This is a genomic window from Haloterrigena turkmenica DSM 5511, from assembly GCF_000025325.1.
Taxonomy (GTDB): Archaea; Halobacteriota; Halobacteria; order Halobacteriales; family Natrialbaceae; genus Haloterrigena; species Haloterrigena turkmenica.
In genome coordinates this window covers 130,934-145,160 of record NC_013744.1, presented here as the reverse complement: position 1 = coordinate 145,160, position 14,227 = coordinate 130,934, and the positions used below count along the sequence as shown (strand labels likewise).

The window sequence follows — 14,227 nt, the reverse complement described above, 5'->3', positions numbered from 1 at the left end:
CGCGAAATCTCCCCCGCCAGTGGGTTTAGTGGGGGTTCCCCACTGGCGGGAGATGTACGAGAATAGGCTTGCCAGAGGCTATTCCGTGTACCGCGCACGTTCAGTGCGCAAATCGATGTACTCGATGGACGAATATCAAGATTTGGGTCGTTACAACATATCACCGTCTCGCAGTCGGTCGCCGATCGACGCGAACGGACGAGCGGTTTCGAGCCGAAACGGACTCCGCTATCCGTCCTCGGGATCCTGGAACTTCCAGAGCTGGTTGCTGCTGTTCGTCACGTTCCAGTGGCGCAGGTCGGCGCCCGGTTCGGGGTCGACCTCCCAGACGTCGACCGCGAGGTCGTCCGCGTGGGTCGGCTCGAGCGAGTAGCGATCGGGCGCGATCGGATTCGCCTCGAACTTCTGGTGGTCGGCGTCCTCCCACGCGCCCAGTTCGAGGTTCGTGCCGGTGTCGGTCCCGCCGTCGGCCGTCTCGAGCGCGAGCCCGCCGGCGTCGGCCGGGCTGATGCGGAAGACGCCGTCCTCGAGTTCCGTCACGTCCCACACCTGGCCGCTCGCCTCGCCCCAGGTATCGTTGTAGACGTTCGCGCCGTCGGCGAGGTCGCCGTCGACGCTCATCACGATGTCGTCGCCGTTGAGCGCCGAGGTGAGCCGGTAGGTCCCCGCCTCGAGTTCCGTGAGCTCGCCACCGCCGCCCATCGACTCGCGGGCACCGAGGTTCGCCCGCGGATTGTCGACGACGTACTGGACGTCCACGTCCTGGCCGGGATCGCGCTTCCACTCGAGGTGGAGATCCCACGCCTCCGCGTCGGCGTTCCACACGAAGTAGTGATCGAAGGCGAACGTCGCGTCCGTCGCCTCGACGGGATCGGCCCGCAGCGACGGCTGTTGGTAGCCGAACGGACTGACGCCCCCGACGGTCGCGGCGGGGTCGGCGCCGGACTCGAGGGTGACGGTTCCCTTCGCGAGTCCGCCGCCGTGGTTGCCCCGGAGGATCGTCTCGTCGGCATCGACCCGGATGTTCTGATCGGTGCCGCCGCCGCGCACGTCGCAGTCGATGATCCGGACGTTCGAGGTCTGCCCGCCGGAGACGTAGATGCCGTAACTCTGTTCGCGGTCTTCCTCCGGCCGGTCGTCGTAGGTGCGGAGGTTCTGTATCGTCACGCCGTTCGTGGGATCGTGCTGGTAGTCCGACCGCGAGTGGATGCGCACGGCCTCCCAGTCGCAGTTCTTGACGACGCCGCCCTCGATGGTGAAGTTCTGGTTGTCCTCGATGAAGACGCCGCCGCCCATCTCCGAGATGTTCACCTCTCCGATGGTGATGTCGTGGGAGCCCGAGACGCCGAAGATCCCGCGGGCGCCGCCGCGGACGACCACCTGATCGCAGGTGACGTCGTGCGTGCCGTTGGCCACGCGGAATCCGGCGTAGCCGCCGCCGGGGTCGATCTCCCGCCCGACGACGGAGCCGACCGTCGCGTCGGTGGTCTCGTTGAGCAGGACGCCACAGCCAGACTCGACGCCGTTCGCGATGACCTGGCCGACCTGGAGGCGGTCGACCGCGTACGTCTCGAAGGCGTGGCCGCCCGAGTTCTCGACGTAGACCGAATCGACCTGGATATCCGTACAGCGGACGGTGTCCTCGCCGCGGCCGTGGGCGAAGCCGTCGATGCGGACGCCGATGCCGCCGCGGGGGCTCTCGCCGGTCATCTCGACGTTCACGTTCCCGAGCCGGAGGTTCCGAACGCTCCGGAGGAACATTCCGAACCGAGGATTTCCGACGACTCTGAAGTTCGGAATCTCGATGTGTTCGGCGTCGTAGGCCGCGACCGGAACGACGAGCGCCTGATCGCCCTCGTCCTCGACATGCATCGTCGCGGGCATATCCAGCACGGTGTAACTCGGCAGTTCGATGCTCTCGATGTCGTCCGAGCCCTCGTAGGTCGGTACGTCGCCGCTTCCCTCGACCGGACCGACGGTGCTCGGCGAGACCACCGCGACCGTCTCCTTCCAGTCGCGCCCGTCGGTCAGGCTGTCGACCGCCGCCTGCGTGACCTCGATCACGTCCTCGCCGCTCGCGACGTGTCCGTCCGTCCCGTCGGCGTGGAAGACGCCGTCGTCGTCCTTCCAGACGATCACGTCCGCGTTCCGCGCTGCCGTGTAGACGTGGTCGACCTCGAGCGACCCCAGATTCGAGAGGTCGTGTCCCTGCGCATCGATGTCCTGGTTCCACTTGCGTGTCGGGCCCGACTCGCCGTGTCGTCCGTCGGCCCGGCCGCCGTCGGCTCGCGCCGTTCCGCTCCCGTACGCCGCGGCGAGACCGCCGACGCCCAACAGGCCGAGGATCGTTCGCCGGTCGAACGTCAGGCCGGACTCGTGTGCGCTCGCGTTGCCACTACCTTGCGGTTCGGTATCTCGTACCACAACACGGTGGTCGACACCCGTTCATAAATATTTATTGTAATAATATACACAATCATGGCCAGTGATGAATGGGGTATCTCGAGAGTCGGCGCGGCCGCGCCGGTACGCTTTTACGGCCTCCGAAGCGATAGCACACGAACACGACGATGTCAGGGGACCAGCCAGTAGACCTGCGAACCGAGTACGCGTCGGACCCGATCGGGCTCGATACCCCGACACCGGACCTACGCTGGCGTGTCGATACTGATCGCCGCGGAGCCGGACAAACCGCGTTCAGAGTGCTCGTCGCGTCGACTCCCGACCGGCTCTCGCCCGGCGAGGCCGACTGTTGGGACACCGGCAAGCGACCGTCGGACCGGCCGGCGGTGACCTACGACGGCGAGCCGCTCGAGTCCGGAACCGAATACCACTGGGCGGTTCGCGTGTGGGACGAGGCCGACGAACCGAGCGAGTGGAGTGAGCCAGCCCGATGGGAGACGGGGCTGCTCGAGCCCGCCGATTGGGAGGCCGCCTGGATCCGCCGGCCGGGAGACGGCGCGTTCGAGCGCGGTCGATTCACCTACCTGCGCCGTGAGGTCTCCCTCGAGGGGGAAATCGAGCGAGCCAGAGCGTACGTCTCCGCGAGCCACCGGTACGAGCTCTCGGTCAACGGACGTACGGTCGACTGCGGCCCGTCGGCGTCCTATCCGGACTTCCAATACTACAGGACCGTCGACCTCACGGACGACCTCGAGACGGGCGAGAACGCGGTCGGCGCGCTGTGCAACTGGAACGGCGCCGGACAGGGGCGACCCGCCGCCGAACCAGGGTTCGTCTGCCGGCTCGAGGTGACGTTCGCCGACGGGACCGAGCGCACTGTCGTCACCGACGAATCGTGGCGCGTTCGCGAGGCCGAATGGCGAGAGGACGCGCCGCTTCGAAACGACGAGATCGCGGAGCCGATCGAGATAATCGACGGCCGTCGATCTCCGGACGGGTGGGACGAACCGGGATTCGACGCCGGAGCGTGGGATCCCGCGACCGTCGTCGGCACCCATCCGACCGAGCCGTGGGAACGGCTCGTCGCCCAGCGATCCGAAGTCGTTCGGTTGCCGATCGAGCCCGTCTCGATGGACCGACTCGAGGACGGCTCGTACGTGGTCGACTTCGGACGCGTCTACGCCGGGCTCCCCGAGGTGCACTTTGCCGACGGAACCGACGGACACCGGGTCGCGCTCAGAGCGGGTTACCGGCTCGCGGACGACGGCTCGGTCGACGAGACGGAGGGGACCCAGTGGACGGACATGCGCTACGAGTACGTCCAGCGCGAGGGCGAGTGTCGGTTCCGTCCGTTCAACTACCTCGGCGTCCGCTACCTGCAGATCGACGATCCGGGCGAGGTACTCGAGCCCGAACAGGTGGGGCTGCTGGCGACGCGCAACGCCGTCCCCGACGAGCGGGCGGCGACGTTCGAGTCCGACGACGAGACGGTCGACGCGGTCTTCGACCTCGCGCGCCACTCGGCGCTGTACGGCTGTCAGGGGCAGTTCGTCGACACGCCGACTCGCGAGAAGGGCCAGTTCCTGATGGACGGCTTCAACGTCTCGCGGACGACGATGCGAGCGTTCGCGGAGCGCGCGCTGAGCCGACAGGCGATCGAGGAGTTCCTCCGCTCGCACTACCGGTACTGGGCGGGCGAGGGCCGGCTGAACGCCGTCTATCCGAACGGCGACGGCAAGCGCGACATCCCCGACTTCACGGTCTCGTTCCCCGAGTGGGTCTGGCGGTACTACCGCACGACCGGCGACCGGACGATCCTCGAGCGCGCCTATCCCGTCATCACGGCGATCGCGGCGTACGTCGAGCGCCACGTCGACGGCGAGACGGGACTCGTCGCGAACCTCTCGGGCGGCGAGGGCGGCCCTTACGAGGAGGGGATCGTCGACTGGCCGCCCGAGATGCGCTACGGCTACGATCGGGACTGGCCCGTCAGGACCACGGTCAACGTCCTCTGTACGAGCGCGCTCGGGCGGGCGGCCGATATCGCGGCCGAACTCGACCGACCGGACCGCGAGCGGGCGCACTACCGCGACCGCCAGCGCGCGCTCGAGTCGGCGATCGACGACCGTCTCCGTCGGGGCGACTACTACGTCGACGGCTGTGACGCGACCGAGGCGAGCGACTCAGCCTCCCAGCACGCCAACGCACTGCCGCTGGCGTTCGGTCTCGTTCCCGACGCGCACGTCGACGCCGTCGCCGAGCACGCGGCCGAGCAGGGAATGGCGATGGGACCGATGATGGTGCCGTGGCTGCTCGAGGCCCTCGAGACCGCCGGTCGCCCTGACGCAGTCGTCGACCTGCTGACGAACGCCGCGGACGACGGCTGGGCGAACATCCTCGCACAGGGCGGCACGTTCACTTGGGAGACCTGGCACTGCCGCGACTCCTCCCTGCCGGACGATCAGCGGCACAATCGCAGCGAGTCCCACGCCATGGGCGCGACGGTGCTGGTGTACATTCTGCGGACGCTTCTGGGCGTTCGTCCCGACGGCGTCGCAGGCGAACACCTCGAGATCCGCCCGCCCGATGCGGGACTCGAGTCGGCGTCCGGCCGGATCCCGACTGAGCGGGGCACCGTCGAGGTCTCGTGGAGTCGCGAAGCGGACGAGGACCGCGAGGACGGCGCGTCGTTCCGACTCGAGGCGACGATCCCGTGGAACGCGTCGGCGACGGTCGTCCTCCCAACGAGCACCGGCGATGCCGTCGCGATCGTCGACGGCGAACCGGTTCGGGGCGACGAGGGCGCGGCGACGTTACCCGACGGCGTCTCGGCCGTTCGGGAGGGCGATCGGCTCGAGATCGACGTCGAATCGGGTACCTACCGGTTCGCCCTCGAATGACCTCGTAGACGCGCCGCAGTAGACGGGTCGGACCCAGCGGCTCGGTGCCGTTTCCGTCGTCAGTCCTCGAGCAACGGCTCGAGTTCGGCGGCGAGGCTCTCGCCTATCGTGATCATCGCGTCGTCGCCGGGATGGACCAGATCAGTGGTGAGCCCGCCGATAGTCGGCAGCAGGTCTGCCCCCTCGAGCAGTGACACGTTCTCGTGGGGCGTTTCGGCGACGACCTCGCGGAGTTCCTCGCGGAACCGCTCGCAGCGTTCGGTCTCGCCGTTGCTCCGACAGACGTCCCGAGAATGAGGGAAGACGGTGATGGCGACGACGGGTTTCTCCGGATTGGCACTCGCGACTCGGTCGACCATGCGCTCGGCGCGGGCGTGAAACTCCGCCGGGTCGAACGTGCCGACCATGTTCACCGAGATCGCGAGCGTCGCGATATCCCAGTCGTCGCGCTCGGCGATGTGGTCGGCCATCGCGGCGTCGCAGTAGGCGGTGCCACAGGAGCCGAGGTTGATCGGATCGGCGTCGAGCCGACGGGCCGTCTGGCTGACGTAGGTCAGGTGCTCGGCCAGCGGCGCCGCGCCCTCGGTGATCGAGGTGCCGTACGCGAGGTAGCGCCGATCGGGCAGTTCGTCCTCGCGGGGCGACCGGACGTCGCCCTCGAGGCCGTGATAGGCTATCGGCCCGCTGCGGTGCTCGCCCGATAACTGGATCCGACAGACGCGGGGATCGAACGCGAGGTCCTCGACGGCCGACGGCTCGAGGTCGGCGAGTTTCTCCGGCATCGAGATCTCGATTTCCGTCGGCTCGGAATCGACGACGGCCGTCGAACCCTGAATCGGGCCCCAGAAGACGCGGACGGTGCTTTCCTCGGCGTTTTCGTCGGGAATCATCGAGAGCGTCACCGTCGCGGAGCCGTCGGGGACGAACCGGAGTTCGACGCCCGCGGGGCGGCGCATCCGCGACTGCGCGCCGTCGTTCAGTTCCGTTCTGACGGCCTCGGGAACCCGTTGCAGCAGTTTCCCGTCTCGACCCTCGAGCGATCGCACGTCGCCGACGTTGTGAAACTGGATCCCGTCGTGGCGCATGGCGGACACGTTATCCCGATCCCATATCAAATACGTGGTGGCTCGAGTCGCGGTCGTGTTCGTTCTCGCGCTCGTGCGATACGAGCGAGGCGGACCGCTCTCGGATCGACTCGGACGTCGATCGCTGGTGGTCTCCGCCGTCGACGTTCGCGACCCGGGACGTGCCCGCCGCGATCGATTCGTCCTAGCTGCAGTAGGTGTTCCCGCTGACGTCCGTACTGTTCGCGTACGTCTCGACCGCTCCGCTGGCGTTGTCACAGAAGTGGTTGTCGACGATCGCGTTCGATTCCGTGTCGGGTCCGGTCTCGTAGACGCCGTACTCGGCGTTGCCCGTGATCTCGAGGTTTCGGACCGTGACGTCGCTCGAGTGCGGATGATCGTCGCTGGCCCGCGAGTCGATCCGGATGCCGCTGCTCCCGGTGTTCGTGACGGTGCCACCGTCGATGAGCAGATACCGAGTGTCCTGGACGAGGTTCCCGCCGTTGCCGTCGAGATAGACGTCGTAGATCTCGATGCCCTCGCTCCCGGAGACGGTGAAGATTCCGCGACCGCAGTCGACGGCGTCGACTCGATTGACGACGATCTCCGGTCCGGCGCCGTTCGCACATCGGAAGCCGGCGTAGCCGCCGCCCTGATCCGCTCGCGTGGCATTGACGTAATCGACCGTCGCGTAGGCCGTGTCGTTCAACAGCAGTCCGCAGCCACCCGTGTCGACGGTCTCTACGGTGCCGATCGTGACGTCGTCGACGCCGTAGGTCTCCACCGCGTGGTGCTGGGATCCCTCGACGGAGGCGTACTCGAGCGAGACGTTCTGACTCCGGCCGCCGTCGCTGTCGTCGATGCGAACCCCGATTCCGACGGTCTCGGTGTCCCACAGCGACATGTTGATGGTCCCCAGCTGGACGTCGGAACAGCTCTGGATCCAGATGCCGTAGCGGGGATTCCCCTCGATGGTGACGTTCTGTATCTCGATCGATTCGACGCTCTGTGCGCGAAACGGCACGATCAGATCCTCGCCGGTATCTTCGACGGAGATCGTCCCGTTGTGTTCGATGACGGTGTAACTGGGCAGATCGACGGCCTTGACGTCGCCGTCCCACGAGTGGGGGCCGACCGATCCGGAGTTCTTGACGAGCACCTTCTCCTTCGAGGTTCGACCGGTGGTGAGGCTATCGACGGCCGCCTGGATCGCGTCCATGTGGTCCGGCCCCTCGTACACCGTCCCGCCGTTCGCGGCGTACCAGGTGCCGTCGGTCTCCCAGACCTCGGCGTCGTGGTCGCTCGCCTGCGCGGTACCGACCGCACCCGCTGCCAGTCCCGTGGCTGCGAGCGATAACGTCCGGCGGCGCGTTACGCTCGGCATCGGCGTGCTCGAGTCGGCGGACTCGGTCTCTTCGCTGGTACACTCTCGTGTGTCGTCCTGTGACATGGTTGCACTGATAGCTATCGTGGACAGTATTGTTAAGCTTTATTTCTAGAATATAATTATTATATCCATAGTAAAATCCGAACCGATTCGAACAGCGAATATATACTTTCTCAGGCGAGCACGCGTTTCCGTTCGATCGAGTGTGGACTGCCGGAACCGGTGAACAATACTATGTGTCCTCCGGAGAAAGGGGTGCTCATGCAATCGATCTCGTTATCGGGACCGTGGGCTCTGCGGCTCAATCCCGACCGCGACCGACACGTCGTTGATCCGCCTGACGACGTTATCGACGGGACGATGTACCTTCCCGGATCCACCGACGAATACGGCTACGGGACAACCGTCGACGATCGACCGCGGGACCACCTCCAACGGACGCATCGATACGAGGGGTCGGCGTGGTACCAGCGCACCGTCTCCGTCCCCGATTCCTGGGCGGGCAAACGCGTGACACTAACGCTCGAGCGAACCAGACCGACCGAGGTCTGGGTCGACGGGGAGCGTATCGGCTCGCGAGTGTGCCTGAGCACCCCGCACGTATACGATCTCACCGAGGCGATCGGCCCCGGCGAGCACGAAATCGCCGTTCGAGTGGACAACGCCGACGACTCGATGGATCGTCCGGGAGTCAGGCGATCGCACGCGAGCACTGAACACACGCAGACCAACTGGAACGGCATCATCGGGGACCTCCGGCTGGAGGCGACACCGAACGTCTGGATCGAGAGCGTCGACCCGTTCCCGGAACCGAGCGAGAACGCCGTCGACCTCGAGATAACCCTCGGGAACGCCACGGAGACCGATTTTCAGGGAACCGTCTCTGCCGCTGCCCGGAGTACGACCACCGATGAGATCCACGTCGCGGACACCGTCGATCGCCCCGTCTCGGTCAGTGCCGGCGATGGCTCGGCGCCGGGTCGAACGACTCTCGAGTTCACATACGATCTCGGATCCGACGCGCTCACCTGGGACGAGTTCTCGCCGGCGGTCTACGAGTTGACCGTCTCGCTCGAGACGGCAGGGGACGAGAACGCCGCCGGCCACGAGTTCGAGACCGCGTTCGGCCTCCGCGAGTTCGAAGCCGACGGCACGCAGTTCTCGATCAACGGGACGACGATCTTCCTGCGCGGCCGGACGGACTGCTGTGTCTTCCCCGACACCGCGTACCCGCCGACGACGGTCGCCGAATGGGTCGATCACATGGAGACCGCCAGAGCGTACGGCATCAACCACTATCGGTTCCACAGCTGGTGCCCGCCGGAGGCGGCCTTCGAGGCGGCCGACCGCGTCGGGATGTACCTGCAACCGGAGTGTTCCCAGTGGAACAACGGCACCTCGCTCGCCGACGCCGACGACTACGAGTACTACGAGCGGGAGGCCGAGCGCATTCTCGACGCCTATGGACACCACCCCTCGTTCGTCTGCTTCACCCTCGGCAACGAAAATCGGGGCGACGAGGAGCGAATGACCGAACTCGTTCGCCACTGTCGAGCGCTCGACGACCGACGGCTGTACGCCTACGGGGCGAACAATTTTCTTACCTCACCGCACCCGGGAGACGCCGACGACTTCTTTGTTACCGCCAACGTCCCCGAAGACGCCGAGGCCAGTCACTGGGACGTCGATCGAACGCCCATCCGCGGGACCGGACACGTCAACGATTCTCCGCCGTCGACGGCCGTCGACTACGAGGACGAACTCGAGCCCTACGATCTCCCCGTCGTCGGTCACGAGATCGGCCAGTACCAGGTCCATCCCGACTACGACGAGACGCGCAAGTATCGCGGCGTCCTCCGGGCTCGCAACCTCGAACGGTTCGAGCGCTCGCTCGCCGATCGCTATCTCGAAGGCTCGGACGCGGATTTTCGGGCCGCGTCCGGCGCGCTCGCAGTCACCTGTTACCGCGAAGAGATCGAGGCCGCGTTCCGAACGGCGGGCTTCGGCGGCTTTCAATTGCTCGGCCTCGACGACTTTCCGGGCCAGGGGACCGCGATGGTCGGGATCCTCGACTCCTTCATGGAGTCGAAGGGACTGATCGAGCCCCACGAGTGGCGTCGCTTCTGTAGCGCACGCGTCCCGCTCCTCTCGTTCGACCGGTACACCTTCACGACCGACGACGCGTTCGAGGCCGAGTCGCTGCTCGCCAATTACGGCCCCGGCCCGATCGCGGACGCGACCGCGACCTGGTCGATCGCCGAACTCGACGGCACGGAAACCGCTTCCGGAGCCCTCGAGCGAGACGTCCTCGAGCAGGGGGAGCTGACGTCCCTCGGGACGATCGACGCCCCGCTCGAGGACGTCGACGCGCCTGCCCGGTTCGAGGTAACGCTCGCGGTCGAGGGAGCGGACCTCGAGGACGGCTCCGCCGTCGATCTCCGGACGACCTACCCGATCTGGGTCTATCCCGAGACACCCGAAATAGCCGCCAACACAGACGATATCGACGTTTCCTGGCGCTTCGACGAGCGAACTCGCACGCGACTGGAGGACGGCGAGACGGTCCTCTTACTGCCGGAACCGAGCGCGCTCCGGTACGGTCTCGAGGGCTCGTTCCAGCCGGACTTCTGGAACTACGAGATCTTCAAGCAAAACGGAAAGCCGGGGACCCTCGGAATGACGACGGACCCCGATCATCCGCTGTTCGACGCCTTCCCGACCGAGGACTACGCCGACTGGCAGTGGTGGCCCCTCCTGCGTCACTCGCGGCCGATCGTTCTCGACGACGCGCCCGCCGACTTCGAACCCACTGTACAGATAATCGATACGATCTACCGGAACCACAAACTCGGCGTCTACTTCGAAACCGCCGTCGGCGACGGAGCGCTCGCCGTCTGCACGCTGGATCTCTCCGGGGACGCTCCCGCCGTCCGGCAGTTTCGACACAGCCTCGAGTCCTACCTCGCGTCCGAGGCGTTCGATCCGGATTCCGCCCTCTCTACCGGCGTCCTCGACAGCCTCCTCAACGCCGGACGGGACGACGAACGCGACTACGGGGACGACGCCGGCGCGTGGGTCGAACGCAACTGACAGCTGTCCCGAGCTATCCCCTCAGTGCCAGTAGCGGCGCTGTTTCAGCGAGTATCGAGTTCCCCACGTGCTGATATCTCCGACGAGAATTGTGACGGTGAACGCCGCTCGAGCGACGAACGCGAAGCGGCGTTCGGGCCCGCCCCTGGACCTCCGCGACCGTTCTGCGGTCAGCCCTCGAGGACGTCGGCGTTCTCGAGGTCGTAGTCCCGGAGGTAGTCGCGCTCGAGGGCGACGAGGTCGGCGAACAGGTCGCGGGCCTCGTCGCGCTGAATGGTGACCAGCGGTTCGTTGAGGAACGCCTGGAAGGCAAGGTCCAGATCACCGGCGAAGCCGGCCTCGATAAGCGTCTCCTGGTTGTGCACGGCCGTCAGTACCATCGACCGCACTTCGCGGGGGAGTTCGCCGGCGGTGATCGGCGCGACGCCGCCGCCGGTGATGACGGCGTTGGTCTCGACGACGGCGCCCGTCGGCAGGTCGGGCGTCTGGCCCCGATTCGGGTGGTTGACGTGCGTCTTGATCGGCTCGAGTCCCTCGAGCGCGCGCATGATATCGACGACCTCCTCGCCGGACTCGGTGAACTCGAACTCCTCGTCGCCGGACAGGTATCGTTCCATCTTCGCCGGCCCCTCGCTGTCGCCGGTCCGGGCGGAACTGGGGGTCAGCCGGATCCCCCAGCGCTGGATCTCCTCGGGCTCGTCGATGTCGAGATACCAGGGGACGAACTCGGCGAGGTGGCGGTCGCCCGCCGCGCCGAGCACCCCGAACCGGTCGTACAGATCGAAGGCGATCTGGTGGTGGTTCGTCCAGTAGGACTCGTCGTTCAGTTCGCCGGGTTCGAACCCCGGAATCGGTTTCCGCTCCTCGAGTTCGCGATCGAGATACTGGAAGAGGTCGTGTCCGTTCCAGTAGGCCTCGTCGACCCACGTGAAGTGGTTGATCCCTTTGACGTTCACGTCGATCTCGTCGGCCGCGACGTCTTCGGCCTCGTCGACGTAGCGCTCGGCGATGTCGGCCAGCAGCCGCTGGGTACCGAACACCTCGTGGCAGAGCCCGATCGCGTTGATGTCGGGGAACTCCTCGTAGAGCGCCCGCGTACAGACCGTCATCGGGTTCGTGTAGTTGATCACCCACGCGTCGGGACACTGTTCGCGGACCGTCGCCGCGATCTCGCGGTACTGCGGGATCGCTCGCAGCGAGCGCAGGACGCCGCCGGGGCCGACCGTGTCCGCGACGGTCTGGTAAATGCCGTACTCCTGGGGGACGTCGATGTCGTGGACGAACGTCTCCCCGACCGGATCCTGAATCGAGCAGATGACGAAGTCGGCGTCCGCGAGCGCGTCGTCGACCTCCCGACGCGCCTCGAACGTCCACGCCCCGTTGGCGTCCGACCGCTCCGCGAGGCCGTTCGCCAGCCTCGCGTTCTGCTCGGCCGCTTCGTAGTCGACGTCGTAGAGCGATACCGTCCCCGCGAGATCGTCGCACTGGAGCAGGTCGTTGATGAGCGTGTGCGCCCAGCCGTGACTGCCGCCGCCGACGTAGCCGATCTTCACCGACGAACGCGACCGCGACGGCACTCTCTCCTCGAGTCGATGCATACGATGCGTACGACGATCGAAATATAAAATAGTTGCGTCGTTTGCCGCCCGCTACCGACGGCGTGATCGCACCGTCCGCTTGGGGTTTGCTCTCACTGTGACAGCGATACGCACGGAGCGTTCGGTGAGGCCGGACGATTTCAAAACACGGCTCTTCTCCCCTGTATCGGGCGAATTCAGTTCCCTGATCGAATTCGGATCGATTAGCTGCGGTAGTTTACAACTGTATGGTCGTAACACAGTGCTCGCGGACAGCCGATCGGCGCACTATTCTGTCCGGTCCTGGCGGACGGCCTTTTCTAAACACTCAGTGAAACGAGTCGCGCAGCGCTCTCTATAGTCCTCTATTATCCATCTGTGTCAGTCTCACAGCTATTTCCGGTGAGAGCGGACGCGAGGGCAGAACCGCTCGAGCGTTCGGATCGATTTCGAAGCGCGAATTCACGGCTGAGCGCGGTCTACGCGCCCCCCGAGAGGCGCTGCTGAGACCGAGTGATCGCACTCACGTCGTCAGTGCACTGAAGAAATATCCGCCGCGCTACCGCCGTCCGTTACCACTCGGCGACGCTGCCGTCGTCGTGTCGCCAGACGGGGTTGTGCCAGTCGTGGCCGACGTCGGCCTGGGCGCGGACGTGGTCCTCGTCGATCTCGATGCCGAGTCCCGGCTCGTCCGGGATCTGGACGTAGCCGTCGTCGTAATCGAAGACGGACGGATCGGCCAGGTACTCGAGCACGTCGCTGGTCTCGTTGTAGTGGATGTTCAGGCTCTGTTCCTGAATGAACGCGTTGTGCGAGCACGCGTCCACCTGGAGACAGGAGGCGAGCGCGATCGGCCCGAGCGGGCAGTGGGGGGCCATCGCCACGTCGTACGCTTCGGCCATCGCGGCGATCTTCTTGACCTCCGTGATCCCGCCGGCGTGGCTGAGATCGGGCTGAATCACGTCGACGGCCCCGTTCTCGAACACCTGCTTGAAGTCCCACCGGGAGAACATCCGCTCGCCGGTGGCGATCGGGATCGTGGTGTGGGACGCGATCTCCGGCAGCGCGTCGTTGTGCTCGGGCAGGACCGGCTCCTCGACGAACATCGGCTCGTGGGGTTCGAGCTTTTCGACGAGTCGTTTCGCCATCGGCTTCGAGACGCGACCGTGGAAGTCGACGCCGATATCGACCTCGTCGCCGACGGCCTCGCGGACCTCGCGGAGCCGCGTGACCGCGGCCTCGATCGTCGCGGGATCGTCGACACGCTCGATCTCCTCCGTCGCGTTCATCTTGAGGGCCGTAAAGCCCGCCTCGACCTGCGCTCGAGCCTGTTCGGCCACGTCGGAGGGGCGGTCGCCGCCGATCCACTGGTAGACCCGGATCCGGTCCCGGGTCGCACCGCCGAGCAGTTCGTGGACCGGAACGCCCAGTCGCTTACCCTTGATGTCCCACAGGGCCTGGTCGATCCCCGCGATAGCGCTCATCAGCACCGGGCCGCCGCGATAGAAGCCGCCGCGATACATCGCCTGCCAGTGGTCCTCGATTCGGTCCGGATCCTCCCCCAGTAGGTAGTTGTCGAGAAGCTCCTCGACTGCGGTCCGAACGGTCTTCGCGCGCCCCTCCACGACCGGTTCGCCCCAGCCGACCGTTCCGTCGCTCGTTTCGAGACGCAGGAATAGCCACCGCGGCGGAACCTCGAACAGTTCGTAGTCGACGATTTCTGTCATAGTAGCCCCTTTCCCTCCGTCTCATTTAGTGATTGCGGGACCTCGATCGCGTTCGATCCGTCGAGGCCGCGAGCACCAT

General features: G+C 66.1%; 7 protein-coding genes. 2 read left to right on the top strand and 5 right to left on the bottom strand.

From position 1 onward, the window contains the following. Positions 1 to 228 precede the first annotated feature (228 nt). Positions 229 to 2,424 (bottom strand): RICIN domain-containing protein, encoded by a 2,196-nt coding sequence (locus HTUR_RS19225; RefSeq protein WP_012945002.1) that lies wholly within the window; start codon positions 2,422 to 2,424, stop codon positions 229 to 231. 146 nt (positions 2,425 to 2,570) lie between these two features. Between HTUR_RS19225 and HTUR_RS19220 the strand changes: the two genes are divergently transcribed. After that, the gene (locus HTUR_RS19220) at positions 2,571 to 5,303 is read left to right on the top strand and encodes a family 78 glycoside hydrolase catalytic domain (protein WP_012945001.1); all 2,733 of its coding nucleotides are present in this window, start codon (positions 2,571 to 2,573) and stop codon (positions 5,301 to 5,303) included. A gap of 59 nt (positions 5,304 to 5,362) precedes the next feature. Here the strand turns inward: HTUR_RS19220 and HTUR_RS19215 are convergent, their stop codons facing one another. Both HTUR_RS19215 and HTUR_RS19210 read right to left on the bottom strand, forming a co-directional pair. Beyond that, on the bottom strand, positions 5,363 to 6,388 hold the full coding sequence (locus HTUR_RS19215) for a GDSL-type esterase/lipase family protein (protein WP_012945000.1): 1,026 nt from the start codon (positions 6,386 to 6,388) through the stop codon (positions 5,363 to 5,365). 184 nt (positions 6,389 to 6,572) lie between these two features. Next, on the bottom strand, positions 6,573 to 7,817 hold the full coding sequence (locus HTUR_RS19210; RefSeq protein ID WP_012944999.1) for a right-handed parallel beta-helix repeat-containing protein: 1,245 nt from the start codon (positions 7,815 to 7,817) through the stop codon (positions 6,573 to 6,575). A gap of 198 nt (positions 7,818 to 8,015) precedes the next feature. Between HTUR_RS19210 and HTUR_RS19205 the strand changes: the two genes are divergently transcribed. Beyond that, entirely contained in the window at positions 8,016 to 10,844 is a 2,829-nt protein-coding gene (locus tag HTUR_RS19205; protein ID WP_148225408.1) for a sugar-binding domain-containing protein, read from the top strand. 170 nt (positions 10,845 to 11,014) lie between these two features. Here the strand turns inward: HTUR_RS19205 and HTUR_RS19200 are convergent, their stop codons facing one another. Together HTUR_RS19200 and dgoD are read right to left on the bottom strand one after the other, a co-directional pair. Continuing rightward, positions 11,015 to 12,442 (bottom strand): family 4 glycosyl hydrolase, encoded by a 1,428-nt coding sequence (locus HTUR_RS19200; protein ID WP_012944997.1) that lies wholly within the window; start codon positions 12,440 to 12,442, stop codon positions 11,015 to 11,017. Between the two features lie 551 nt (positions 12,443 to 12,993). Further along, complete coding sequence (gene dgoD, locus HTUR_RS19195) at positions 12,994 to 14,148, bottom strand: galactonate dehydratase (protein ID WP_012944996.1); 1,155 nt, start codon at positions 14,146 to 14,148, stop codon at positions 12,994 to 12,996. Positions 14,149 to 14,227 lie beyond the last annotated feature (79 nt).